The sequence below is a fragment of the Paenibacillus elgii NBRC 100335 genome, from assembly GCF_004000865.1.
GTDB lineage: Bacteria > Bacillota > Bacilli > Paenibacillales > NBRC-103111 > Paenibacillus_G > Paenibacillus_G elgii.
In genome coordinates this window covers 13,798-37,484 of the sequence record NZ_BIMB01000065.1, presented here as the reverse complement: position 1 = coordinate 37,484, position 23,687 = coordinate 13,798, and the positions used below count along the sequence as shown (strand labels likewise).

At 54.2% G+C, this 23,687-nt stretch carries 25 protein-coding genes, 2 tRNA genes and 1 riboswitch; of the genes, 22 read left to right on the top strand and 5 right to left on the bottom strand.

Annotated features, from left to right (window positions below):
- Positions 1–142 precede the first annotated feature (142 nt).
- The 4 genes from PEL01S_RS30590 (at position 143) to map (ending at position 2,091) form a co-directional block, all read left to right on the top strand.
- A complete protein-coding gene (locus PEL01S_RS30590; RefSeq protein WP_010500479.1) occupies positions 143–490 on the top strand; it encodes a hypothetical protein in 348 nt (115 codons plus the stop codon).
- Between the two features lie 19 nt (positions 491–509).
- A complete protein-coding gene (locus PEL01S_RS30585; RefSeq protein ID WP_127462915.1) occupies positions 510–689 on the top strand; it encodes a hypothetical protein in 180 nt (59 codons plus the stop codon).
- A gap of 16 nt (positions 690–705) precedes the next feature.
- On the top strand, positions 706–849 hold the full coding sequence (locus PEL01S_RS30580) for a small acid-soluble spore protein P (RefSeq protein ID WP_010500477.1): 144 nt from the start codon (positions 706–708) through the stop codon (positions 847–849).
- 498 nt (positions 850–1,347) lie between these two features.
- Complete coding sequence (gene map / locus PEL01S_RS30570; RefSeq protein ID WP_010500475.1) at positions 1,348–2,091, top strand: type I methionyl aminopeptidase; 744 nt, start codon at positions 1,348–1,350, stop codon at positions 2,089–2,091.
- Between the two features lie 54 nt (positions 2,092–2,145).
- Here map and PEL01S_RS30565 read toward each other — a convergent pair whose 3' ends face one another.
- The gene (locus tag PEL01S_RS30565; RefSeq protein ID WP_127462914.1) at positions 2,146–2,361 is read right to left on the bottom strand and encodes a hypothetical protein; all 216 of its coding nucleotides are present in this window, start codon (positions 2,359–2,361) and stop codon (positions 2,146–2,148) included.
- A 65-nt stretch (positions 2,362–2,426) separates the two neighbouring features.
- Positions 2,427–2,499 (bottom strand) — tRNA-Arg (locus tag PEL01S_RS30560).
- 139 nt (positions 2,500–2,638) lie between these two features.
- On the opposite strand from PEL01S_RS30560, the gene PEL01S_RS30555 reads away from it, so the two are divergent.
- From PEL01S_RS30555 to PEL01S_RS30540, 4 genes are all read left to right on the top strand, one after another.
- Positions 2,639–5,470 (top strand): discoidin domain-containing protein, encoded by a 2,832-nt coding sequence (locus PEL01S_RS30555; RefSeq protein ID WP_127462913.1) that lies wholly within the window; start codon positions 2,639–2,641, stop codon positions 5,468–5,470.
- 174 nt (positions 5,471–5,644) lie between these two features.
- Positions 5,645–6,253 (top strand): RNA polymerase sigma factor, encoded by a 609-nt coding sequence (locus tag PEL01S_RS30550; RefSeq protein WP_231884774.1) that lies wholly within the window; start codon positions 5,645–5,647, stop codon positions 6,251–6,253.
- On the top strand, positions 6,250–6,762 hold the full coding sequence (locus PEL01S_RS30545) for an anti-sigma factor family protein (RefSeq protein WP_127462912.1): 513 nt from the start codon (positions 6,250–6,252) through the stop codon (positions 6,760–6,762). The genes PEL01S_RS30550 and PEL01S_RS30545 overlap by 4 nt, the downstream gene beginning before the upstream one ends.
- Positions 6,759–7,892: a hypothetical protein gene (locus PEL01S_RS30540; protein WP_063183446.1), complete on the top strand. Its 1,134-nt coding sequence runs from the start codon at positions 6,759–6,761 to the stop codon at positions 7,890–7,892. The genes PEL01S_RS30545 and PEL01S_RS30540 overlap by 4 nt, the downstream gene beginning before the upstream one ends.
- Before the next feature lie 178 nt (positions 7,893–8,070).
- Here PEL01S_RS30540 and PEL01S_RS30535 read toward each other — a convergent pair whose 3' ends face one another.
- Positions 8,071–8,553 (bottom strand): GNAT family N-acetyltransferase, encoded by a 483-nt coding sequence (locus PEL01S_RS30535; protein WP_063183443.1) that lies wholly within the window; start codon positions 8,551–8,553, stop codon positions 8,071–8,073.
- 294 nt (positions 8,554–8,847) lie between these two features.
- Here PEL01S_RS30535 and PEL01S_RS30530 point away from each other — a divergent pair, with 294 nt between their 5' ends.
- The 5 genes from PEL01S_RS30530 (at position 8,848) to PEL01S_RS30510 (ending at position 13,999) form a co-directional block, all read left to right on the top strand.
- Positions 8,848–9,465: a glycerol-3-phosphate responsive antiterminator gene (locus PEL01S_RS30530; protein ID WP_127462911.1), complete on the top strand. Its 618-nt coding sequence runs from the start codon at positions 8,848–8,850 to the stop codon at positions 9,463–9,465.
- Positions 9,465–10,391, top strand: coding sequence for a carbohydrate ABC transporter permease (locus PEL01S_RS30525; protein ID WP_127462910.1), 927 nt, complete (start codon positions 9,465–9,467; stop codon positions 10,389–10,391). The genes PEL01S_RS30530 and PEL01S_RS30525 overlap by 1 nt, the downstream gene beginning before the upstream one ends.
- Positions 10,388–11,215 (top strand): carbohydrate ABC transporter permease, encoded by an 828-nt coding sequence (locus tag PEL01S_RS30520; RefSeq protein WP_127462909.1) that lies wholly within the window; start codon positions 10,388–10,390, stop codon positions 11,213–11,215. The genes PEL01S_RS30525 and PEL01S_RS30520 overlap by 4 nt, the downstream gene beginning before the upstream one ends.
- A 41-nt stretch (positions 11,216–11,256) precedes the next feature.
- Positions 11,257–12,654, top strand: a complete 1,398-nt coding sequence (locus PEL01S_RS30515) for an ABC transporter substrate-binding protein (RefSeq protein WP_127462908.1) — start codon at positions 11,257–11,259, stop codon at positions 12,652–12,654.
- Positions 12,655–12,805: 151 nt separating this feature from the next.
- On the top strand, positions 12,806–13,999 hold the full coding sequence (locus tag PEL01S_RS30510) for a winged helix-turn-helix domain-containing protein (RefSeq protein WP_127462907.1): 1,194 nt from the start codon (positions 12,806–12,808) through the stop codon (positions 13,997–13,999).
- Positions 14,000–14,040: 41 nt separating this feature from the next.
- Here PEL01S_RS30510 and PEL01S_RS30505 read toward each other — a convergent pair.
- Positions 14,041–14,114: transfer RNA gene (locus PEL01S_RS30505), tRNA-Pro, on the bottom strand.
- Between the two features lie 115 nt (positions 14,115–14,229).
- The gene (gene tadA / locus PEL01S_RS30500; RefSeq protein WP_255320176.1) at positions 14,230–14,703 is read right to left on the bottom strand and encodes a tRNA adenosine(34) deaminase TadA; all 474 of its coding nucleotides are present in this window, start codon (positions 14,701–14,703) and stop codon (positions 14,230–14,232) included.
- Positions 14,704–15,055: 352 nt separating this feature from the next.
- Positions 15,056–15,144, top strand: a riboswitch (cyclic di-GMP riboswitch).
- Positions 15,145–15,240: 96 nt separating this feature from the next.
- Here tadA and PEL01S_RS30495 point away from each other — a divergent pair.
- The 9 genes from PEL01S_RS30495 (at position 15,241) to PEL01S_RS30455 (ending at position 23,643) form a co-directional block, all read left to right on the top strand.
- The gene (locus PEL01S_RS30495; RefSeq protein WP_127462906.1) at positions 15,241–15,924 is read left to right on the top strand and encodes a flagellar brake protein; all 684 of its coding nucleotides are present in this window, start codon (positions 15,241–15,243) and stop codon (positions 15,922–15,924) included.
- Positions 15,925–16,016: 92 nt separating this feature from the next.
- On the top strand, positions 16,017–16,736 hold the full coding sequence (locus tag PEL01S_RS30490; protein WP_127462905.1) for a peptidoglycan recognition protein family protein: 720 nt from the start codon (positions 16,017–16,019) through the stop codon (positions 16,734–16,736).
- 156 nt (positions 16,737–16,892) lie between these two features.
- Complete coding sequence (gene ychF / locus PEL01S_RS30485) at positions 16,893–17,993, top strand: redox-regulated ATPase YchF (protein WP_063183421.1); 1,101 nt, start codon at positions 16,893–16,895, stop codon at positions 17,991–17,993.
- 172 nt (positions 17,994–18,165) lie between these two features.
- Positions 18,166–19,245, top strand: a complete 1,080-nt coding sequence (prfA, locus tag PEL01S_RS30480; protein ID WP_036683139.1) for a peptide chain release factor 1 — start codon at positions 18,166–18,168, stop codon at positions 19,243–19,245.
- Complete coding sequence (prmC, locus tag PEL01S_RS30475; RefSeq protein ID WP_127462904.1) at positions 19,238–20,161, top strand: peptide chain release factor N(5)-glutamine methyltransferase; 924 nt, start codon at positions 19,238–19,240, stop codon at positions 20,159–20,161. The genes prfA and prmC overlap by 8 nt, the downstream gene beginning before the upstream one ends.
- Before the next feature lie 135 nt (positions 20,162–20,296).
- Positions 20,297–21,130: a stage II sporulation protein R gene (gene spoIIR, locus PEL01S_RS30470; RefSeq protein WP_127462903.1), complete on the top strand. Its 834-nt coding sequence runs from the start codon at positions 20,297–20,299 to the stop codon at positions 21,128–21,130.
- 48 nt (positions 21,131–21,178) lie between these two features.
- Positions 21,179–22,240, top strand: coding sequence for an L-threonylcarbamoyladenylate synthase (locus PEL01S_RS30465; protein WP_164824341.1), 1,062 nt, complete (start codon positions 21,179–21,181; stop codon positions 22,238–22,240).
- Between the two features lie 154 nt (positions 22,241–22,394).
- Entirely contained in the window at positions 22,395–22,958 is a 564-nt protein-coding gene (locus tag PEL01S_RS30460) for a manganese efflux pump MntP (RefSeq protein WP_127462901.1), read from the top strand.
- Between the two features lie 100 nt (positions 22,959–23,058).
- Positions 23,059–23,643: a low molecular weight protein arginine phosphatase gene (locus PEL01S_RS30455; protein WP_127462900.1), complete on the top strand. Its 585-nt coding sequence runs from the start codon at positions 23,059–23,061 to the stop codon at positions 23,641–23,643.
- The last annotated feature ends 44 nt before the right edge of the window (positions 23,644–23,687 follow it).

Here is a 23,687-nt window from a genome sequence, read left to right as displayed (position 1 = left end):
TGACGCATCCCACCCTCTCCGCCATACATACAAGTATACGACCCCAAATAAGGGGTCTTTTTTGATGGTTTTTTTTGCTGCTTCGTCCTTGGTATAAGAAGGTCGCGGACTTCGCATGTTAACAACCATGGAGGTGTGACTCATGAGCAAAAAGGACAGCTTGCAAGTGGACAACCAACGTTTGGCGGAAGCTTGGGCGAGAACGCTGCCGACCGTCCTAAACGCCTCGGACCGTGCGGAAGTGAAGGCGGATGAAGCGGAAGCGAACGTCATTCGGATTCATATCGCGACAGCCGGACGGAGCAATTACAGTTTCGATTTTAAATGTACGTATGTCGATTCCCGGGAAGTTCAGGTAGAGTTGATCGACGTTGAGAGGGAAGGTACAGCTGTCGATGAGCGGACTGACGTCATTCAAACGCTTGTGGACGATTATGTAAGGCATATCCACGAATGTGCCCAGCAGCTTCATGCTTTTACGCATAGCTAAAACGGAGGAAGGTCAAGTCATGACTCAAAATAAAAGCAGTGTCGATAAAAATTTGCAAAATGTCGTGAAGGATTTGGACAAAACGACGGTAACCAGCCATCAAGCTCAACAAATGCAGCAGCAAACCAACGATCATCGGCACCAGGATGCCTTGAACCACGATAAACCGCCTCACGAGCCGATGTCCGATATCGACTGAAGGGAGAAGGCCAACAATGCCTAAAGATATTCCACAGCCGGTTAACCCCCCTAGCGGGAGGCACAACCGGGAAGAGAGCCGTCAGCCGAATGTTCCTTTGTCCGGTTCGAAAAAAGTAAAAAATCAGAACCATAGCCGCCAAAATAACGGAGAAGGGTAGCACAAATAAGCCTCTTACTTTTTGTAAGAGGCTGTTGTTTTTATATTACATAGTTATAGATTGTTTTTTTCTCTCTCCACCCTAAGAAAGCATTCGTTTAATAACAAGTGAGCCATTTCTTCATTATCCGTATACCCGTATAACAAAGACCCGCCTGCTATCGCATCACATACATCGTCCAACATGGTACAAATGGAAATGGAGTATTCATCATAAATGATGTAATAGCAGCTGTTTGCCGGCATCATGTCCACCTCGATTTTGTGATTGAAACCTTATTTTACCATAGTGCGCAACAAAAGAGAATGCATTTTTTGCGTGATATTAATCACTTTTTGCGTCATAATGCACAGGGCATTGCGTGGATTTGTAATCGAACAAGCGTTCATCTTGGCCTGAGTGGCAGGACAAGGGGAATCGTCGTAAAATAGTTAGAAACCGACTGTTGCCTGCCCACGTCGCACGCAATCAATGATCGTCGGAGGGAGGAGTGGTCTGATGATTCATTTGAAAACACCACAAGAAATTGCTTTAATGGCCAAAGCCGGAGCCGTTTTGGCGAAGTGCCACCAAGAAATCGCCAAGATGGTTCGTCCCGGGCTGACGACGCTTGAAATCAATGATTTTGCCGAACGGTTCATAAACGAGCATGGCGCCAAGCAAGTGACCAAGGGTTATAAAGGATATCCGTTCGCCACGTGCGCTTCCGTGAACGATGTCATTGCCCACGGCTTTCCTAACGAAGAGCCGCTGCAGGAGGGGGATATCTTAAAGATGGATATTGTCTGCAGCTACGATGGGTGGATGGCCGATTCTTGCCGTACGTATGCCGTCGGAAAAATATCGGAGGAAGCGGAGCGATTGGTTCGCGTCACGAAGGAGTGTTTGGATCTGTCCATCCCCAAAGCCATTGTCGGCAATCGAATCGGGGACGTCATGCATGTGGTGCAGCAGCACGCTCAGCAGGCGGGCTTTTCGATCGTTCGCGATTTGGTCGGACACGGCATCGGCCGAGAAATGCATGAAGAGCCTTCCTTTGCGCATGTCGGCAAGCCGGGGCGCGGATTTCTGCTGGAGGAAGGCATGGTGATTACAATCGAACCGATGATCAACGCGGGAAAGCATGAGATGTTTATCGACTTCGACGGATGGACCGCCAGAACGTACGACGGCAGCCTGTCGGCGCAATTCGAGCATACGATTGCCATTACCCGTGACGGCCCTCTCATTTTAACCGAATGAAGAACAAGAGCCTGCGGCACGAAACGAATTCGTACTACAGGCTCTTGGCTGTTATCAAACTTGCTCGTTTGGTTCGTTTTTTGGCGTTTCAGAGACATCCGTTTGTTTCGAAGAGCCCAGTTCGCCGGTGGCGTCCGGCCTGACATCATTAATCGCTTCGTTGTTGAAAATGTAGATCTCTTCGTCCGAATCGTTCTTGCTGACCATCGGCGTCACCTCAACGCTAGTATGGCTTGAGGGACGTTTTTTGATGCACGCCTGCACGGGCATAAAAAACAGAGGTCCTCTTCAGGGCCTCTGCTTTTTATGTCGTCGGATCTTACATAGGTATTATACGTCCCCGAGAGGACTCGAACCTCTATCGGTCCTTTAGGAGAGGACTGCTCTATCCTGTTGAGCTACGGGGACTCAATTCAAGCAATACTCATTATACCATACCGTGCAAAGGGAATAAAGTCGATCTCCGTTGACGGGCTACAAGGTAAAACGAAAAAATATACAGGCGGAGCATAAATTAGCACATGTTCTACACAAGGAAAAGTTTGGTATGTTCTTCTTGCAAGCGTTTTCCAAAAATTCAATGAAAGCGGTGGTATGCATGATGGCTTGGCGCAAGTGGACAGGTTTCCCCCTTTCTTTTATCCTGGCCGTAACGCTTGGAATGCCGGCTATGAAAGCGGAGGCATCAGAACAACCAGTCAATCTGGTACGGAATAAGCCGGTCCAAACAAGCTCGCAAGCAAGCTCCACCGGACCGGGGTCAGCCGCCGTCGACGGCGATGCCTCGACGTTCTGGCAGCCCTTGGCGAAAGACCGGGAGGATATGAATGTGTGGATCTCGGCGGATTTGGGCAAGGCGGAGACGTTCAATACATTTACGGTGTCGTTTCGGAGTGTGGACATGGTGTCGGCCGTAAGCGCACTTGTGTCGTCGGACGGTACGACCTGGGAAGAGGTTGCGTCCAAGAAAAGCGATTTGACCGCGCAGGATAAAATCCGGTTTAAGGATGCCTCTGCACGATACGTGAAACTGGATATCACGCTTAGTAAGAACAGCAATGTCAATTTGTTCGAATGGGGCGTTTACCGGGAAAGCGGAGACGATCCGGGACCGAATCCGGAGGAACCGGCCGTTCCGGCGGACTTGGCAAGCGTTTATTTCGTTAAAGAGAACGGGCGGCCTTATGCCGCAAACGAAGTGATTGAGCTGAAGAAGGGCGAGTCGAGGACGCTGTCGCTGAACTTGAAAGGAAAGCGAAAGAACGACGAGATCGTCGACTTGTCCAAGTATAATAAAACGCTAAAAACGAATACGAAGTTCATCACGGTGGAGCAGAACGGAACCGTTAATGCGCTTCAAGTCGGAGCGAGCACCGTGTATACGGAAGTGAAAGTGAACAAAGACCTGACATTGACTACCCCGGATATTTGGATTTTGGTGAAAGATCCGAACGAGTTTTTGGCGGAAGCTTTGATTGCGAATACTTCGCTCACTCATCCCCGTATGAAAACGGAGATCGGCCAGCCTGCGGTACTTCAGCCCGGTGACGATTTTCCGGCCGTATCGGTGCAGGCGAACGTGAAGCTGGATGTGAGCGGGAGCGTGATTCGGAACGGTCAGCCTGTTGCGGTGATTCCGAAAGCAGCTGTGAACAAGTCGGAGACGAAGAACGTGAAGCTTCCGCTCAAAGCCGATCAACCCGGAAGCTACGAGATCCGGCTGACGCTGCAAAGAGAAGGCCTGCCTCCGGCCTATGACGTGTTCTATTTTACGGCGATGGATTCGGCTGTGATTCCGAGCGGGCAGAGAAGCATTGCGTATATGGGGCCTGACGGCAAGCTTGTGTATGTCCCGGACTATAAAGGCAACCGGGTGATCGATTTCTCGAACGCCGGGTATATGGGCGGCGGGGTCCAAATTCCAGACGTACAGGCCCGGGTAACCGTCGAGCCGGGAGAAGGCGACGCTACGGCGCGAATCCAGCAAGCGATCGATCAGGTGTCCCAAATGCCGGTAGGGCCCGACGGCTTCCGCGGAGCGGTACTGCTGAAGAAAGGACGCTACGAGATCGAAGGCACGCTTTACGTTCGGACGAGCGGCGTCGTGCTGCGTGGGGAAGGGCAGGACGAAGGAGGTACGCTCCTGTTCGGCTCGGGGAACAAACCGCGCAATCTGATCGAAATCGGCTCCTCCAAAGGGCCGGTCATCGATAACGCCTCCATGACGGACGTTACGGACCTGTATGTCCCTTCCGGGGCGAAAACGTTTCACGTGAAAGACGCCGGCGCCTATAAAGTAGGCGATAAAGTGATCGTGCGCCGGATCGGCAATGCCCGTTTTATTACCGAAATCGGCATGGATTATATTTATAAACGGCCGGGAGGCACCGTCAGTCAATGGGGGCCGTTCAACCTCGATTTTGACCGCGTCATTACCGGCATTAACGGCAATGAGATTACGGTGGACGCGCCGCTGGCGAACAGCATCGAGCTTCGTTGGGGCGGCGGACAGCTCTATAAATACAATGACGACGAGCGGATCGAAAAGGTTGGCGTAGAGAAGCTGCGGGCGGATTCGGCTTTTGACCCGGCAGTCATCGATACGGCCATGGATAACGGAAAGACCGATCCGTATTATGCCGATGAGAAGCATACCGAGCGCTTTGTCATGATGAACAGCGTGAAAAATGCCTGGGTCCGGGACGTGACCGGATACCACTTGGCCTATGCTTTGGTGCAAATGGGCCGCAACGCGAAATGGGTAACCGTACAGGACTCCAAAGTGTTCGATATGGTCAGCATTATTACAGGCGGACGACGTTATGCCTATTATATTCAAGGGCAGCAAAATTTGGTGCAGCGCACGTATGCGGAGACGGCAAGGCATGGCTATGTGGTGGATAGCCGCGTACAGGGGCCTAACGTATTTCTCGAAGGCGAGAGCCGGATCGACTACAACACAAGCGAGCCGCATCATCGATGGTCGGTCGGCGGGCTGTTCGACAATATCAAATCCCCGATCATGATCCGGGACAGAGGTTGGCTGGGAAGCGGCCACGGCTGGGCGGGAGCGAACTATGTGACATGGAATACCGAAGGAAAGCTGACGAGCCAGCAGCCGCCGACGGCCCAAAACTATGCGATCGGCCATGTCGGAGAGAAGGTTCCCGGATTTTTGCCGGATACGGATTACGACACAAGGCCCCGTAAGGATGCTTACTGGGAATTGCATGGTCAGCATGTGACGCCGGCCAGCTTATACAAGCAGCAATTGAAAGAGCGTTTGGGCGAGCAAGCTTTGCAAAATATCGCTTACCGGCCGGTCGGAGGCGGTTCGCTGGATAAGCTGATCCCCCAGCAATCATCTCAAGGCAATTAGTACGAATGGAGCCGAGGAACGTCTCAAGCCGCAGCGGGCTGATATGCTGCATTTAATGATTCATAGCAGGTTACAGGAGCCGGGCGTTGTCCGGCTCTTATTTTGTTTTCCATTGTTCCTTCCCGAGAAGATCGTTACAATAAAAAGATATTTTTTTCAAGTTTCGAAAAAATAATGCAGGGTTTGATTAGCCCCGGTTCGTCTATTCGCAGAGAAGGGAGGGGGAGAACGATTACAGAAGAAGCATGGATTGCGCGCATTGTATCGGGCGACGCGGATGCTTTCCGTGAACTGGTGGACAAATACGGAAATTATTTGTTCCAAGCGGTCTACGGGGTATTGCGTTCGACGAAAGATGCAGAAGACGTCACGCAGGAAGCGCTGCTGAAAATATATGCGTCTCTCCCCCAGTACCGGTACCAAGGATTCAAAACTTGGCTCACGCGAATCGCCGTCAATAAAGCGATCGATTTCAAACGGTCGCAGGACCGCAAGAAAGAAGAGTTAACGGATGACTGGGAGGGACACTCGCCTCCCGAGCCGCTCCAGAGCAGTCCCGTAGAGACGCAGGTCATTCGACGCGAGAGAAGTACGTACGTTCGTGAACGTCTGGATCATCTGCCGGAAAATTACCGGGATGTCGTGGTCGCCTTTTATATCGAGGAAAAAAGCTATCAACAGATCGCCGAAGAGCAGCAGGTCGCGATCAAAACGGTGGAATCGAAGCTGTACCGGGCAAAGCAGTATATGCGGAAGGTTTGGAAGGAGGAGGAGTGGGAATGAATCAACACAGGCCGCTGAACATTTGGATGCAGTATGTGAACGATGAGTTGCCGCCGGAGGAGAGGGAGCGCTGTGAGGCGCATCTGGACGGCTGCGACGCCTGCTTGGAGCTGTACATGGAGTGTATAGGGCAACATGCCGACAGCTTGCCGGCACTACCGGATACGGATGCTTTTGCCGCTGCGGTCATGCAGCGTTGGACGGAAGAGCAGCCGCTGGCTTCCGAGGCCGAAGATACTCCGGCGAACCAACCGGCAGAGAGCAAACGACGTATCCCCTGGACGCAGAGTCCCTTCTTCCATTATGCTGTTGCTGCGGCCATCACGCTGCTTTTAATGAGTACCGGCGTGTTCCACTCGCTCATGGGCCATCCGGAGCCCGGCCGCATGTCCTATTCCGCGTCCGATCGGACGGAAACCTACGTTCCGTTCTCCGAAATCTTACTGGAGAAAACGATCGGCTTGCTCGATTCCATTCAACCGAAACATGAAAGAGGAGGTACCCGATGAACACATATAAAAGTCCGGTGGCGGCGTTTCTGCTGTCGTTCATTCCCGGACTAGGCCATTTGTATATAGGACGCGTATTCCGGGGGTTGGTATACGGGTTTGCATTTTTTGGCTTGCTGCTGCTGACCTTCATTCTCGGTACGCAATACGGAGGGCGCGACGCGTTCTTCATTTTGTTAATTGCCCTTGCAATTGCCGTCGTAAACGTTCTCGATATGGTGTTCTTTCTGCTCACCCGGGGCGGACGTCCTCCAGCTTATCGGCAATCCCACATCGCGCAAGACCAGCCCTATGGACCTGCAGATGGAAGCTACCGGTCTTGGTCGCATGAGGCCTCGGCTCCGATGAACGACCGGTTTCGCACCATTGTGCTTTCTTTCGTTCCGGGGCTTGGCCATCTCCACCTGGGGCTTATGCAGCGCGGGCTCGGCTTTATGGTCTTGTTCTTCGGACTGACGGTGATGATCTTCTTCCTCAGCGTCATTACGCACCGCGACGTATTCTTGGTATTCCTCGGCGCACTGCCGGTCATTTGGTTGTACTGCATGTTTGACTGCGTGCAGCAGTATGGACGGAAGGAGCGGGGAGAGGTCCTGACGGACCGGACGATCTTTGAAGAATTTCAAGAGAGCCGGGAGTCGGGCAAAAAGAATAAAACGCTGGCTACGCTGCTCTCGATTTTCCCCGGGGCGGGGCATATGTACTTGGGCCTGCAGAAGCGCGGCCTGCAGCTCATGGCGGCCTTTCTGTTCTGCATCTATATCATGGATGTGATGCGGCTGTCGCTGTTCATGTTCCTGATTCCGATCCTGTGGTTTTTCAGCTTCTTCGACGCACTTCAGATGGTGTCTAAGGTCGGCCGTGAGGAATTAAGGGATGTACCGGTTGTCGGCTGGCTGCTGCATCATCAGCGGTGGCTCGGATACGGATTGCTTGCGCTGGGGGCGTACTATTTGCTAGATCGCGTGCTGCTGAGTACGCTGGATATTTGGCTTTCCGAAAAACTGCAGCGGCAGGTTATGCTATGGTTCAATCAGTATTTTCAGACGTTCGTCATCTCGGTGCTGCTGATTGGAGGGGGTATCCGGCTTCTGCGCGGAAATAAAAAGGGCAGAGGGGGCCGCTCATAAGACCGTCGCGCGCAGGTACGCTGAGCCGATTATTTTTCACGGGGGCGTGCTGGCAGCAGCCTAGCAGAGGGAGCTTCCGTTCCGACTATCCCCTAAATGGACCGTTTATTTACGGTCCATTTAGCATTGATTCAGCGGCTATCTCTCCGAAAGCTGAAAAGGAGAGGGCCGCTATTTTTTACGACAGCGACCGAAAGGTTTGAATGGGTCCTTCCCAATCGTCTCTCGTCATCTCCTGATAGCTGCCCTTCGTATACTCGTCAATAATTCGTCTCCAGAACGTCTGGGCCGGCTCGTTCTCCTCCATCTGCGCCACTTCCCATTGACCCGGAAACCGGTTAAACAAATCAAAAGCCAGCTTCCGCCCGACGCCGTGCCGGCGGTATTTTTTCATGACGAAAAATTCAGCGACCGAATACACCCGTTCATCCGATCCCAATTCTCGAATCAAGGCAAACCCGGCCAGCTTCCCGTCCACATGAACGAGGAAAGGATGTCTTCCTTCCTCCGTCCAATAATGATCCAGGTACGGATATTCGAATAGGCCGTGTTCGTTCACATCTTCCGGATCGAATTCGGTAAAATCGTATTTATACAGCTCCAGCAAATTTCGCAAGACGGATTTTTGCTCCGCCGCCGCTTTAGAAACAACAACTTCCATTTTGGCTCTCCTTTTCCACGATCATGTAGCTTTTTCGTTTTTCATTATACATGAAACGGTACGGAAAGAACGAGTATAGCGATTTTCTCATGCCGCCGATACTTGCGTTAACAATATCTTTAGACCGGGTTAAACTTGCTCTAACATACGAGGGGTATGCTGTAAACGAACAAGTAAATAAATCCGATAGGTTGGAGTCACATGGAGAAACCTTAATTAGATTTTTTCCCGAAGCTGCAGGGTTGAAAAAGTCTATTTAAGGTTTTTTTGTATCAGAAAGGCGGGCTGAAGGGTATGCAGGATCTGGATTTTTTGGAAAGGCTGCGTCAAAGCCGGATGATTGCATCGGTTAAGGAGCACAAGACGCTGGAGAAGGCTGCGAAGGCTCAAGTCGGCGCGGTGGTGCTTTCGATCGGCAACATCGGCAATATTAAAAGCTTTGTAGACTTGTACAAAAAGAACAGGATTCCCGTATTTCTTCACGTTGAACGACTCGGAGGGCTAAGTCAGGATAGCGAAGGGATGGCTTTTCTGGCCACCTGCGTCAAGCCTGACGGCATTGTGACGACGAGAAATCAGCTGATCAAGCTCGCCAAGAAGGAGGGCCTGCTTACGATTCAGCGGGTGTTTTTATTCGATAGCGATTCGGTCAAATCGGGTCTCAAATCGGTGCAGGAAACTCAGCCGAATGCGATTGAGATCATGCCTGCGCTGCTGCCTGAATACATTCGCGTGTACCGGCAGGAGACGAATATCCCGATTATTGCGGGCGGCTTGATCCAAACCCGGGAGCAAATCAGAGAGGCGCTGCAAAGCGGAGCGGTAGCCGTGTCGATGGGTACGCATGAATTATGGAGGGAGCCCATCGGAGAAGTGCTGTCGGACGGCGGCTCGGGAGGGGAGGAATCTTGATGAATCCGAACGCTTCTTACGCTTCCAAGCCGACGTTTAAAGCAGTCGCCCGCAAGCAGACCGGCAGCAAAATCGGTCGGATGCTGAAGCCCTATTTGTTTATTCTGCCTTGCGTCGTACTGGTGCTTCTTTTCAACTACTACCCTTTCGTCAAAACGATGGTTTTGGGTTTTACCCTGGTGGACATGCTCGGCAATCCGGTGGAATTTGTGGGATTGGAAAACTTCGTCGAAGCCTTCCAGGATGAGCGGCTGCTCCGGGCATTGCTGAATACGCTGCAATTCACCGTTCTGACGGTGCCCGCTACGCTGTTGATCACGCTGACCTTGGCGCTGCTGGCGGAGAAGGCGAGGAAAGGCAGCCGTATTTACCAAGTGATGTTCGCCTTGCCGATGGCCGTCTCCATGTCGTCGGCGGTCATGATCTTCCAACTGCTCATGAATCCGACAATCGGGATGTTCAACTATATTACCGGACTGGGCTTGAACTGGTTCGGCGATGAAAAATATGCGCTCACGGGCATTGCGATCATCTCGGTGTGGATGAGCATCGGGTTCAGCTTCTTATTTTTGCTGGCTGCCCTTAGGAACGTCCCGCAGGAGCTGCTGGAATCGGCCGAGATGGAAGGAAGCAGCTACATACAGAAGCTCATTCAAATCAAGCTGCCGCTTATCTCGCCGACGTTGTTTTTTCTGCTATGCACCGACTTGATCGGCTCCTTGCTGGTGTTCGGTCCCGTATCGATTCTGACCAAAGGCGGGCCGCTGGGCGCCACGGAGACGATGGTGTACTGGATGTACACGGAAGCCTTCGAGAAGGGCAAGTACGGCTACGGAAGCGCCATCGCCGTCATCATTTTCTTCATCGTCATGATCTTTACGCTGATCACCTTCGCGTACGAGAAGAAAGGGGTGCATTACACATGATGGCAGTGAAGCGGCTGTACGATTGGGGAGTGACCGTGATCTCCATGCTGGTGGGCTTGGTCGTCATTTTCCCGCTCATTTATTGCATCGGAGTCAGCTTGATGAGTCCTTCCGATCTCGGCTCCTACCCGCCCAGGCTGTTTCCCAGCGCGTTATTTTTGGATAATTACAAAACGGTATTCTCCTCGACGCCGATCTTCACGTTTATGTGGAACTCGTTCCTGATTGCGGTTGTCGGTACCATCGGGCGGTTGGTTACGAGCAGCTTGGCGGCGTACGCCTTCGCGTTTATGGAGTTCCGCTGGAAGAAAGGATGGTTCTTGCTGATCCTCGGAACGATGATGATCCCGGGGGACATGCTCATCATTACCAACTATATTACGGTCGCTCAGATGGGACTGATCAACACGTACGGCGGCGTCATGATCGTCATGCTGGTGGCAGCGGTATTCATGTTTATGCTGCGGCAGCACTTTATGACCGTGCCTAGAGATTATAGAGATGCGGCGTTTGTGGACGGCTGCGGCGATTTGCGGTTTTTTGCACAAATTTTGCTGCCGATGTCTGTGCCTGTCTTATCTTCGATCACGATTACATCGTTTATCGGTCTTTGGAATACATACCTGTGGCCGCTGCTGGTGACGAACTCGGAGCAGATGAGAACCGTGCAGGTCGGGATTACGATGCTGCAATTCCCGGAAGGGATGGTGTACGGACCGATTATGGCCGGCGTGACCGTGATCCTCATTCCGTCTGTCCTGGTCTTCGTCTTCTTCCAAAAACAGCTTGTCTTCGGCGTGACGTCGGGCGGCTTAAAAGGATAAGGGATTCGCAATCTAGCCTACTACCCAAGGAGGATAACTAAATGAAAAAGCCTATGATCACCCTAGTCAGCGTATTGACAGCTCTTAACGTATTGACTGCATGCGGAGGGGGCGCGAATCCGGGCGCCAAGACGGCACCCGACAGCAGCGCTGCTCCGTCGACGACGAGTACAGGCCCGGTGAACCTGACCTTCTGGCACGCGATGGGCGGCGCCAACGAAGAGGTCGTCAAGAAAGTGGCGCAGACCTTCAACGATACGGTCGGCAAGGAGAAAGGCATCGTCATTACGCCTGTCTTTCAAGGCAGCTACGGCGATTTGATGAAAAAAGTAAGAGCCGCGGTGCAGGCCAAGGATGTCAAAAACTTGCCGGATATCGTGCAGTCTCCCGCTTCGGAAACAGCTTATATGAAGGACATCCCTTATGTGGTTCCGGCGCAGACGTTGGCCGACCAAGATGCTTCTTTTCGCATAGCGGACCTGGAGCCGAACGTTGTCGCCTCCTTCAGCTACAATGGCAAGCTCATCGGCGTGCCGTTTGCCAACTCTACCATTTTGCTGTACTATAACAAAAATTTGTTTAAGGAAGCGGGCTTGAACCCAGAGCAGCCTCCGGTGACGATCGACGAGCTGGGGCAGTTTGCCGCCAAGCTGACGAAGAAGAACGGTGCGCAAGCCAGCCAATGGGGCTTTTCCGGAACGCCGGACTTGTATCATCTGTCCAGTTGGATCGGGATGCAGGGCGGATATATCGGGAATAACAAAAACGGCCGCGCCAATACGATGACCGCCGTGGAGTTCGACTCGAACGGGACGATGAAGAAATTTATGACGGAGTGGAAAAAAGCGGTTGCTTACGGCGGAATCCAGACGGGAACGGACACGAATCAGAACGAAGAATTCGCCGCAGGCAAGCTTGCCATGTTCGTGAATTCGACGGCCGGGCTCAAAGGCGTGCTGAACGCCGTCGGCGGGAAATTCGAAGTCGGAACGGCGTTCCTTCCGAAAGTAGATGCAGGCGATAAGGGCGGCGTTGCTGTCGGAGGCTCCGCATTATACACGATGGACCGCGGCGACAAAGCCAAGATCGATGCGGCCCGAGAATACATGAAATACAGCACGTCTGCGGAAACCCAGTTCGTATGGCATTCCGGGACGGGCTATTTTCCGGTCAATTTGAAGACGTACGATCTCCCGGATATGAAAGCGCATCTGGACAAAAATCCGCTGTTTAAGACGGCTATCAACCAGCTGCACGCTTCCTCGCCAGATACGCAAGAGCCGATGAATGCGGTATCGAGCGAAATCAGCACCGCGATGAAAGAAGAAATTTTGGGCTACGTCACCGACAAGAAGGACATCGACAAGGCCATCGCCAGCATGGTTACCCGAATCAACAAGGCGTTGGCGGATTATAACCGAGCTAATGGGAAGAATTAAAGAGTAGCGCGAAAGAGCTTTGAAGCCGGGCGGGATGCCGGGCCAAAGCTCTTTTTTATTCAGTCTGAGAAAATGGCTTGCCAATATGGAACAAAGTGGAATATAATATAGGAACATGAGTTCGTTTTTTTTATAATTCGAGGTGAAACGATTGACCCCAATTCAACTAACCAAGTCGCAAGCCCAAAGGTTTTTATTATATTACCACGGACTGTACGGTGATTTTGAATTTGCCGGAACGGAGGGGATCGTTTCTTATATCCGCCGTGTAGGATGCATCCAGTTCGACCCTCTTAATGTGGTCGGGATGAATCCGGAGCTCGTGCTTCAAAGCCGGGTCAAGGACTTTGATCGCAGCATGCTCCGGGACCTGTTATATAACGAACGTCAGCTGATTGACCACTGGGATAAAAACATGGCCATCTTTCCCGTAGAGGATTGGCCCTATTTCTCGAAATTTCGAAAAAAATATCAGGCTTGGTGCGCTGCCCGTCAAAGCACGGTGGATAAAATATACGAAGAGATCAAGAACAGAGGTGCTCTTTTCTCCGGAGATCTTCATTTTGACGAAAAAATCGACTGGGGATGGGGACCGACCAGACTAGCCCGGGCCGCGTTGGAAGGGATGAATTACGCCGGGCTTCTCGTGATTCATCATAAAGTCAATACCCGCAAATATTATGATTTGGCGGAAAGACATATTGCAGAAGAACTATATTGCGCACAGGAACCGTTCCAGACTGACGAGCAATACTATGATTGGAACGTGCTTCGCCGCATTGGAAGTATAGGCATGCTGTGGAACCGGCCCAGCGACGGCTGGCTTGGCATTAGCGGAATGAAGAGCCCGCAGAGAAACGAGGCTTTTACGAGATTATTGAGCGGGAACAGAATCGTTGAAATTCATGTGGAAGATCTGGAGCATCCCCTGTATATCCGAAGAACGGACTTGGAGCTTCTGAACAGGGCTTTATCGGAAAATCCAGCGGTGGAACGTTCTAGTATTCTTGCTCCTCTGGATAATATGCTATGGGATCGCAAACTGATCCAAGCGTTATTTAATTTCGAATACCGATGGGAAGTTTATAAGCCGGCCACGGAACGGAAATTCGGATACTATGTGCTGCCGGTCCTTTACGGCGATCAAATCGTAGCCCGATTCGAGCCTCAACAGCATAAAAGCGGCGCTCCGCTCGCCATAAAAAATTGGTGGTGGGAAGATTCCATTTCCGTAACGATTCCGATGAAAGAGAGCATACTCGATTGTCTTGAACGATTTGCGGCGTATCTTGGAACGACTTTTCATAAAAACGACGTAGCGCATATTTTCCGTAAAAGAAAATAAAAAAATTGCGGTCTCATGACCGCAATTCTTGTCTTAAAGTATCGAGACGACAGGATTTGAACCTGCGACCTCTTGGTCCCGAACCAAGCGCTCTACCAAGCTGAGCCACGTCTCGTTGGTGTGCCTAAGCACGAAGCTTTTTTATTCTATCATTGTCCTAAGAAAATGTAAAGAGGACGGCTTCTTTTTTGCCGCCACAAATTGTGGCAGTTTGATGGAGAAGCCGGCTTTCACTCTTTTCCCCGCAGCTTGCGGAAAAACTGTGTCAGCATCGCACTGCATTCCTGCTGCATCACCCCGCCGATCACGTCGACCCGATGATTGAACCGGTCTTCCTGAAGCAGGTTCATCAGCGTGCCTGCGCAGCCAGCCTTGGGGTCCGGCGTACCGAAGACGACTTGGCTGATTCGGGCTTGCACGATCGCACCCGCACACATCGGACAAGGCTCCAATGTAACATAGAGCCGGCAGTTCAGCAGACGCCAGGCATTCAGATGCTCGCTCGCCTGCTTAATCGCGATCAGCTCGGCATGCGCCAGTGGGTCCCGCGTCGTTTCACGGACATTGTGGCCGCGGCCGATGATCTCGTCGCCAAGCACGACGACCGCTCCGATCGGGACTTCGCGTATCGCTTCCGCTTTCTGCGCTTCTTCGATCGCGGCTTTCATAAAAGGCAAATGTTCTTCCCATAATGCTGCGGACAAGCTGGACACCTCGATTATCGTATGTGCATGCACAGTGTGTTCTCGAACAAATATTCGTTGTTAACATGCTGTGGATAAGATTGTGGATAAAAAGCACTATTTTCAATTCATTGTAGATAATTCGAGTCGAAATAGCAAGGAATAAAACGAATTTTGTAGTTATCCACAGGTTGTTGGAGGTGTGAATAGCAAAGTTATCCCCATTGTGAATTATTAAGAAAAAAAGAATTTATAGCGATGCCGTTGAATGATGATGGGGTGATCGATATACTAAAAATAGTATCGATTAGGTAAATTGTCCTATAATTGATTGATTTGACATATACGATAATGATAATAAAGTATTGCAACCATTCGTTCATGGCAAACCTGCCGAAAGGCAGCGACGCAAAGCTTAGGGTCTAAGGTCCGCAAACGGACTACGACAGCCTGGCCGCCGAAAAGATGCGGAATCAGCTGGCTGTTTCTTCGGTTACGGGGGAGGCGGCCTTTTTGCGCCAAGGACATCACTTAAAACCAAGGATGGTGACGTAGCGGATGAACACACCGGCTGTTTCCCGCAATCTTAACAATTCCAAAGAAAGACACCGCAGCTCCGGCACGGTTATGCTGAACAGCCGAATTGTAGTGGAGAAAGAGAAATTTGTGTCCACCGGGACATTGACGTACGTCGAGGGGGATATTCTTGAAATCGAAATGTCGGAGTACAAAGCGTTCGAATTGGGTGATGCGGTCAAGTTGACGATTTATTCGCCGGGCGGCTTTTACCCGTTCGAGTCGACGGTCGTTGCCAAGGATCAGGGTGCGGTTATGGTCATCATCCCGCCCCAGCATCTAAGCCGGTTCGCGGAAAAGCGCGAGCATCCCCGGGTCGAGGTGAGTCAAAAGGGCGCTCTCGTATCGTACCGCAACGAGGACGGGTCCTGGCAGGTGCCGGAGGGGCAGATCCCGCTTATCGTTAAAAACATCAGTCTCAGCGGGATCGGTTTTATCATAGAAGAGCCCGTCGAGTTGGACCGGGACGCGCTGGTGCAGCTGCATCTCGACCTTGGCTTCTCTATGCACTGCCGTGCGGAAATTATACGGACGGAGCCGGTGGAGTTCGGCTGCTATTACGGGGCCCATTTCGACGAGCTGGCTGCGGATAAAGCCAATTCGCTGCGCGCATTCATCCTGAAAAAACAGGTGGAGACGCATTTTGCGCAGAAACGGGAAGAGTAAAAAAAAGGCGCAGCCTTCATCGGCAAACGCGCCGGACTGGTTGGCAGCTTGAAGCATATCTTAAAGATAAAAGCTTCGAGGTGGTGAACAGCATGGCGTTTACGATGAAATACGAGATCGTTCCCCGGTATTTGACGGGGCCGAGCCAACGCCGCCCGGTTCTTGCTTTGGACCCGTGCCGCTTCATGGTGGCGCACGATACGGGCAATCCCGGCGCGACGGCTGCATCCAACGTAGCGTATTACGAACGGACCCGAAACGACATGTCGGCTTCGGCGCATTTATTTGTGGACGACCGGGAGATTATCGAGTGCATCCCGTTTTTGACGGGGGCTCCGGAGAAGGCGTATCACGTTGTGTATAACGTAACGACGGACAACGACCGTTACGGTGCGGATGCCAACGATGCGGCCGGTGCGGTCGAGCTTTGTTACGGCGGAAGCATCAATCTGGCGGAAGCGTATAAACGATACGTTTGGGTATTGGCGTATGCCTGCTACCGGTACGGCTTGAACCCGGAGACGGACATTGCCGGCCATTACATGCTTGATCCGGCACGGCGCACGGACCCCAAGGAGCCGCTGAGACTGCTTGGCAAGACGGTTGAAGATTTTCTGCAGGACGTGGCGGACGAGTACGCTTCAAGCGTTACGCCAGACCCGCCGGATGCGCCTCTCAGTGTGGAGGATGCGAATAAGCTGATCCACTTTTTGTCTGCGTCATATTTGGCGATTGACGATGCGGAAGGCCAGGCGGAATTTCACCGGCTGGCGAACGAGCTCAGAAAGGCTTCCGGCCAACCGGAAGAGTAGGCTGCAAAACGAGAACGGAACGATAGAGCCGGCCTTGCGGAACGCGAAGCCGGTATTTTTTGCTGTGCGGGCATGAGGTGACACAAAGGCCGGTTTTGTAGTATAATTTTAAGTTAGGAATTTGCTTAGAAATACACTGAAGGAGTTGTCCTTTTCATGGCATTGAAAGCAGGGATCGTCGGACTGCCGAACGTTGGCAAATCTACGTTGTTTAACGCGATTACGCAAGCCGGAGCGGAGTCGGCGAACTACCCGTTTTGTACTATAGATCCGAACGTCGGTGTCGTCGAGGTGCCGGACGAGCGTCTTGATCGGTTGGCCGAGATCGTGAATCCGAACCGCATCGTGCCGACGGCATTCGAATTCGTCGATATTGCGGGCCTGGTCAAAGGCGCCAGCAAAGGCGAAGGATTGGGCAATAAATTTTTGGCTCATATCCGTGAGGTGGACGCGATCGTACACGTCGTGCGCTGCTTCCAGGATGAAAACATCACGCACGTTTCCGGTACGGTCGATCCGATTAGCGACATCGAGACGATTAACCTCGAGCTGATTTTGGCGGACGTGGATTCCGTCGATAAGCGCATTGACCGCTCCCGCAAAAACATGAAGGGCGGCGACAAGAAGTACGCGCAAGAGGTCGAAACGCTCGAACGGATCAAAGAAGCACTCTACAACGATAAACCGGCGCGCAGCGTGGAGCTCAGCGACGAAGAGAAGCTGTTGATCCGCGATCTGCATCTGCTGACGATGAAGCCGGTGCTGTACGCGGCCAACGTGAGCGAATCGGAAGTGGCCGACGCCGAAGGCAATCCGTACGTGCAGAAGGTGCGCGAATACGCGGCGTTGGAAGGCGCGGAAGTCGTACCGATCAGCGCGAAGGTCGAATCGGAGATCGCCGAGCTGGAAGGTGAAGATAAGGCGATGTTCCTTGAGGAGCTGGGGCTGCAGGAGTCCGGTTTGAACCGTCTGATCAAAGCGGCTTACAAGCTGCTTGGCTTGTATACGTATTTTACGGCCGGCGTACAGGAAGTGCGCGCATGGACGATCCGCATGGGCACGAAAGCCCCGCAAGCGGCGGCGGTGATTCATACAGACTTCGAGCGTGGGTTTATCCGGGCGGAAGTCGTTGGCTACGAAGATTTGGTTGGGTCCGGCTCGATGAATGCGGCGAAGGAAAAGGGACAGTTGCGTCTGGAAGGCAAGGAATATGTCGTTCAGGACGGCGACGTCATGCACTTCCGTTTCAACGTATAGCGAGGCTGGGCTGAGGGACTTGGGGGACCGTCTCTTGCTTCGGCCGCGCGATCCGCGGTGAAACGGAGAGAGGAGCGGCAGTCGGGAGACGGCTGTGGGCTCCGCGGGAGCTGCAAAGGAACCGGAACGGGCAAACTTACGACAAACGGAACAAAAGAAAGGGTGAATGACGATGCTGGACCGGCTTCAAGCATTGGCCGACCGTTATGAAAAATTGAGTGAGCTGCTGTGCGACCCGGATGTTGCGGGGGACGCGAAGAAGCTGCGGGAATATTCCAAGGAGCAATCCGACCTGCAGGAGACGTACGACGCCTATATGGAGTATAAAAGCGTCTCTGAACAATATGAAGCGGCGCGGGCGATGCAGAATGAAAAGCTTGACGATGAAATGAAGGAGCTCGTAAAGATGGAGCTCGACGAGCTGTCGGAGCGCAAAACGGAGCTTGAGGAGCGCATTAAGGTTCTCATGATGCCGAAGGACCCGAACGACGACAAGAACGTTATCGTGGAAATCCGCGGCGCGGCCGGCGGGGACGAGGCGGCTCTATTTGCGGCCGACCTGTACCGGATGTACTCCAAGTTTGCCGATGCGCAAGGCTGGCGGACGGAAGTGATGGACATCAACATGAACGATCTCGGCGGCTTCAAAGAGATTATTTTCATGGTGAACGGCAAGGGCGCTTACAGCAAGCTGAAATTCGAGAGCGGGGCGCACCGCGTGCAGCGCATTCCAACGACGGAGTCGGGCGGGCGCATCCATACGTCGACGTCGACCGTAGCGGTTATGCCGGAGATGGAAGACTTCGACATCGAGATCAACGATTCGGACATTCGCGTCGACACGTTCTGTTCGAGCGGCGCGGGCGGACAGTCCGTCAATACGACGAAATCGGCCGTTCGGGTGACGCACATTCCTACCGGGATCGTGGCGACCTGTCAGGACGGCAAGTCGCAAAACTCGAACAAAGAGAAGGCGCTGCAGGTGCTTCGCGCACGGATTTACGACAAAATGCAACAGGAAGAAATGGAAAAATACGGTGCAGAGCGGAAGAGCAAGGTCGGCACGGGCGACCGCTCGGAGCGGATCCGTACGTACAACTTCCCGCAAAGCCGGGTGACCGATCACCGCATCGGCCTGACGCTGCACCGGCTGGACGCCGTGCTGAACGGCGATATGGACGAGATCGTTTCAGCGCTTACGATCGCCTCGCAGACCGAGCAGATGGAAAAAGGAGAATACGCCGGTGCATGACGAGCGGCGGATAACGATACGTGAAGCCTATGCCGAGGCTTCTTCTTTTTTGCGGCAGCGCGGGGTGCGGGAACCGGAAGCCAACGCCGGCCGGCTGTTGGAGCACCTGCTGGGCGAGAGCCGCAGCGGGCTTTTGCTCCGCTGGCCGGAGCCGTTCCCGCGGGAGCGGGAGGCGGACTGGCAGCGGCTGCTGGAGCGAAAGGCGAGCGGCGAGCCGGTGCAATACATCATCGGGGAGCAGGAGTTCTACGGGCTCCCCTTCACGGTGACGCCGGTGGTGCTCATCCCGCGGCCGGAGACGGAGCTGCTGGTCGAGCAGGTGGTCCTGCTCGGGCGGCAGCTCTTCGGCGGGGCCGCGGCCGGGCCGGGCGCCGGGGGTGTGGTTTCGCCGACGGTCGCAGACGTCGGCACCGGCAGCGGCGCGATCGCGGTGAGCCTCGCGTTGCAGTGCCCGGCGTGGCGCGTGACGGCGTCGGACATCGCGCCGGACGCGCTTGCGGTGGCGCGAGCGAATGCCGAGCGCAACGGGGTGGCCGAGCGGGTCACCTTCGTGGAAGGGGACCTGCTCGGCCCATGGATCGAGCGCGGCGAGCGGCTCGATCTGGTGGTGTCCAATCCGCCGTACATTCCGGAGGCGGATGAGGCGGGGCTGCAGCCCGAGGTGCGGCTGTTCGAGCCGCGGACGGCATTGTACGGCGGAGCGGACGGGCTGGAGCCGTACCGCCGCCTGACGGCGCAGCTGGGCGAGCTTCCAGCGCTGCCGGCACTAGTTGGCTTCGAGGTCGGCCAAGGGCAGGCGGACGAAGTGCGCCGTTTATTGGAGCGGGCGGCCGATTGGGACGAGGTGCGGATCGTACCGGATTTGGCCGGGATCGACAGGCATGTAATCGCTTTTCGAAACAAGAATCACGCCTGAAGACAGGCAGGTTAGGCCCGTAACCGCCCTACAGCGCAGCATGTGGAACTTTATTTTCCGCCCGAGTATAAACTCTCTCAAACCCGAGCATACTGACAACTAGAAATGCTAGAGTACGAGAGGGGCTGTTCGGAGATGGTCAAACGGTTTGCGTGGAAACGATATGCGTACTTGGCTTTTGCTCTTATGGTGATGCTGGCCTGCTGGGAAACGAACCGTTCCAATGCGATGCTGGTCACCGCGGCGGAGCGCGAAACGGAAGCGGGAAGCTCGATTCCGAAGGAAGCGATCCGTCTGCGCATTCTTGCCAACTCCGACACCCCGGCCGACCAATGGATAAAGCGCGAAGTGCGCGACGCCGTCATGGAGCAGATGAAAAGCTGGGCAACCGAGCCTCAAGGCATCGAAGCGGCCCGCCAAACCTTACGCGACCATTTGCCCGAGCTTGATAAACTCGTCGGCGAAACGCTGCGCAAGAACGGTTTTGACTATACGTATCGCGTGGAACTGGGCATGGTCCCGTTCCCGGCTAAAGTATATAACAACGAAGTGTATCCCGCAGGAGATTACGAAGCGCTGCGCATCGCCATCGGCGCCGCCGAAGGACAGAATTGGTGGTGCGTGCTGTTCCCGCCTTTATGCTTTGCAGACACGGGTGTCGTGAAAAAGAACAACACGGCGTATGCCGCCGCTGCGCAAGAGTCTGCGGAAAATAGCGGTTCGGCTCCAACCGAAAATGCCCCGGCTTCGAAACAGGGCGCTGCCGAAACCGGAAAAAAAAGTAAACCGGAGAGTAAAAAGGGAAACGCCGGAGGCGACGCCAAGGTCCGGAACGGAAAAGCGGCGGACAGCGGCAAAGCTTCTGTTCCATCGAAAGCTCAACCCGAGGCCCCGGTGGAAGCCCCGCAGCCGGAAGTGCGCTTCCTCTTATGGGACCTCATGAACAAAGTCGGCTCGTGGTTTGCCTGATGCGGCGGCCCAACCGGGCCGGTCTGTCAGGAAAGGAAGATAATGAACATGACGACGGAAACAAAGGTGTGGAAAGTGAGCGCGGAAGCCCCTTCCCGGGAATCACTAGTGGAAGCGGCCGCGCTGCTGCGGAACGGACGAACGGTTGCGTTTCCGACCGAGACAGTGTACGGCCTCGGGGCGGACGCGCGGAACACGGAGGCCGTTGCGGACATTTTCGCAGCCAAGGGCAGGCCGTCGGATAACCCGCTGATCGTTCATATCGCGGACAGGTCTCAGCTGGAGGAGCTCGTCGCTCCGCCGGAGGAGGCCGTTTTGCGTTTACTGGACGCCTTCTGGCCGGGACCGCTGACCGTCGTACTGCCTGTCAAGCCGGGTGCGCTGTCCCCGCTCGTCACGGCGGGACTTTCCACGGTCGGGCTGCGCATGCCGGGCCATCCTGTCGCGCTCGCACTGATCGCAGCCTCCGGATGTCCGATCGCCGCTCCAAGCGCGAACCGTTCCGGGCGGCCAAGCCCGACAACCGCCTCGCACGTGCTTGGCGATCTTAGGGGTCGCATTGCGGGCATCGTCGACGGGGGAGAGGCCGGGGTCGGCCTGGAGTCGACTGTGGTGGAATTTGCGGGCGATGCGCTTTATATTTTGCGGCCCGGCGGGGTTACGGCGGGCCAGCTTCGCGAAGCGCTGCCGGGCATTCCCGTGATCGAGCCGCAGGCGGAGCACCGTGAGCCCGACGCTCCGCGTGCGCCGGGTATGAAATATGCGCATTATGCGCCACGGGGGACAATGGTGCTTGTGCAGGGCGCATCGGACGAGCGGGTGCATGCCTGCATGCAGCGCGAGCTGGACGAAGCCCGGGCGCGGGGCGAACGCACCGGCGTATTGACCTACGCGGAGCACGCGGACCGCTTCCGCGCGGACCATATCGTGCCGTGCGGCCGCTTGGACGCCCTGGAAACGGTCGCCCATGGGCTATACGCGGCACTGCGCGAGTTCGATGAAGCCGGGGTCGGCTTCATCGCGGCCGAAGCTTGCCCCGAAGAAGGCCTCGGGGCCGCCATTATGAACCGGCTGCGCAAGGCTGCCGGGGGCCGCATTTTAACGGTGTAATCATTTCACCAGCTTAGTTCTTCCGGCCCGTGTGCCCTACAAAGAGATTCGTTCACCTTTTACGCATTCTCTCGTTTGCGGCATATTATGGAATTCATGTTTACCCTCTTGTCCGCATATGTTGGTTAAGAAGAGGACAGGGGGTAGGGGAAGCATGGATCTGGCATCGCCGCTGCTATGGGGACAATTTATTTCCATCGGGCTTATGGCGCTGGCCCTCGGGTTGGATGCGTTATCGCTGGGGCTTGGTATAGGCATGCGGGGTATCCGCAAGCTCGATATTGCCAAAATCAGCAGCATCACCGCCCTGTTCCATATCTTGATGCCGCTCGCGGGAATGTGGACGGGCAGCTATATCAGCGCGCTGCTCGGCAAAGTCGCCACGATCTGCGGGGGTATCCTGTTGCTGCTGCTCGGAGCGCACATGGTTTACAGCTCTTTGCGTGCGGAGGAGTCCCCGACGTACGATCACCGGTCCTTTTGGGGGCTCATGCTGTTTTCGCTTAGCGTCAGTATCGATTCGTTCTCCGTCGGCGTCTCGCTTGGGATGTTCGCAGGGGGTGTCCTCATGACCGTTCTCATGTTCGGCATGGCAGGCGGGCTCATGTCGGTTGTCGGGCTTGCGCTCGGCCGAAGGGTCGGCGAATGGGTGGGAGAGTATGGCGAAGCGCTGGGCGGCGTCATCCTGTTTGCCTTTGGCATTCGATTTTTGTTATAACCGATCCGCGTCCGCCCTTGGGCGATTTAGAGGTAAATCGGACGGTTTTGAGGTAATATATAGGGAGAACCATTTTAGATATGAAAGAGGGGAGAATGCGATGAACCGGATCTTGTTCGTTTGTACCGGCAACACTTGCCGCAGTCCGATGGCGGAAGGATTGATGCGAAAAATACTGGCGGACGAGGGGCTCGCGGGGATCGAGGTGCGGTCCGCCGGGGTAGCCGCCCATGACGGGACTCCGATCTCCGAGCACGCAGCGACCGTGTTAAAATCAAACGGCGGCACAGGGCCTCAACATTCCGCTGCTCTCTCGCAATCAACGGTCGAGTGGGCCGATTTGATCCTGACGATGACCTCCGCGCACAAAAGATATACGATTCAACGGTTTCCGGGCGCCGTGGACAAGATTCATACCTTGAAGGAATACGTAGAAGCCGATTCGGCAGCCGCGGCGAAAATCGCCGAGGTCGAAAGGCTGATGACCGATATCCAGCTGAAGCAAGCGTTGGCGAAGCCGGTGACGGACGAAGAGCGGTCCCGGATTGTAACGCTGCAGCGGGAGCTGCCCACTCCGGACATCGCCGATCCGTTTGGTGGTTCGCTGCAGCAGTACGAGAGCTGTGCAGTGGAAATTCACGCCTGTCTGATCAAGCTCGCAGCCAAGCTGAAAGAAGCCCGTTAAATCCTCTTGCGTTACCACGTAAGCGGTAAGATAGGCTTTACACC

What these genes read in the sequence shown, in the direction of transcription:
- prfA (WP_036683139.1), top strand. Translation starts at nt 18,166, where the DNA reads ATGCTGGACCGGCTTCAAGCATTGGCCGACCGTTATGAAAAATTGAGT.
- PEL01S_RS30550 (WP_231884774.1), top strand. Translation starts at nt 5,645, where the DNA reads ATGCAGGGTTTGATTAGCCCCGGTTCGTCTATTCGCAGAGAAGGGAGG.
- PEL01S_RS30520 (WP_127462909.1), top strand. Translation starts at nt 10,388, where the DNA reads ATGATGGCAGTGAAGCGGCTGTACGATTGGGGAGTGACCGTGATCTCC.
- ychF (WP_063183421.1), top strand. Translation starts at nt 16,893, where the DNA reads ATGGCATTGAAAGCAGGGATCGTCGGACTGCCGAACGTTGGCAAATCT.
- PEL01S_RS30460 (WP_127462901.1), top strand. Translation starts at nt 22,395, where the DNA reads ATGGATCTGGCATCGCCGCTGCTATGGGGACAATTTATTTCCATCGGG.
- PEL01S_RS30585 (WP_127462915.1), top strand. Translation starts at nt 510, where the DNA reads ATGACTCAAAATAAAAGCAGTGTCGATAAAAATTTGCAAAATGTCGTG.
- PEL01S_RS30580 (WP_010500477.1), top strand. Translation starts at nt 706, where the DNA reads ATGCCTAAAGATATTCCACAGCCGGTTAACCCCCCTAGCGGGAGGCAC.
- PEL01S_RS30545 (WP_127462912.1), top strand. Translation starts at nt 6,250, where the DNA reads ATGAATCAACACAGGCCGCTGAACATTTGGATGCAGTATGTGAACGAT.
- PEL01S_RS30540 (WP_063183446.1), top strand. Translation starts at nt 6,759, where the DNA reads ATGAACACATATAAAAGTCCGGTGGCGGCGTTTCTGCTGTCGTTCATT.
- PEL01S_RS30590 (WP_010500479.1), top strand. Translation starts at nt 143, where the DNA reads ATGAGCAAAAAGGACAGCTTGCAAGTGGACAACCAACGTTTGGCGGAA.
- PEL01S_RS30515 (WP_127462908.1), top strand. Translation starts at nt 11,257, where the DNA reads ATGAAAAAGCCTATGATCACCCTAGTCAGCGTATTGACAGCTCTTAAC.
- PEL01S_RS30495 (WP_127462906.1), top strand. Translation starts at nt 15,241, where the DNA reads ATGAACACACCGGCTGTTTCCCGCAATCTTAACAATTCCAAAGAAAGA.
- PEL01S_RS30490 (WP_127462905.1), top strand. Translation starts at nt 16,017, where the DNA reads ATGGCGTTTACGATGAAATACGAGATCGTTCCCCGGTATTTGACGGGG.
- spoIIR (WP_127462903.1), top strand. Translation starts at nt 20,297, where the DNA reads ATGGTCAAACGGTTTGCGTGGAAACGATATGCGTACTTGGCTTTTGCT.
- PEL01S_RS30565 (WP_127462914.1), bottom strand. Translation starts at nt 2,361, where the DNA reads ATGCCCGTGCAGGCGTGCATCAAAAAACGTCCCTCAAGCCATACTAGC.
- PEL01S_RS30530 (WP_127462911.1), top strand. Translation starts at nt 8,848, where the DNA reads ATGCAGGATCTGGATTTTTTGGAAAGGCTGCGTCAAAGCCGGATGATT.
- PEL01S_RS30555 (WP_127462913.1), top strand. Translation starts at nt 2,639, where the DNA reads ATGTTCTTCTTGCAAGCGTTTTCCAAAAATTCAATGAAAGCGGTGGTA.
- PEL01S_RS30535 (WP_063183443.1), bottom strand. Translation starts at nt 8,553, where the DNA reads ATGGAAGTTGTTGTTTCTAAAGCGGCGGCGGAGCAAAAATCCGTCTTG.
- PEL01S_RS30525 (WP_127462910.1), top strand. Translation starts at nt 9,465, where the DNA reads ATGAATCCGAACGCTTCTTACGCTTCCAAGCCGACGTTTAAAGCAGTC.
- PEL01S_RS30455 (WP_127462900.1), top strand. Translation starts at nt 23,059, where the DNA reads ATGAACCGGATCTTGTTCGTTTGTACCGGCAACACTTGCCGCAGTCCG.
- map (WP_010500475.1), top strand. Translation starts at nt 1,348, where the DNA reads ATGATTCATTTGAAAACACCACAAGAAATTGCTTTAATGGCCAAAGCC.
- PEL01S_RS30465 (WP_164824341.1), top strand. Translation starts at nt 21,179, where the DNA reads ATGACGACGGAAACAAAGGTGTGGAAAGTGAGCGCGGAAGCCCCTTCC.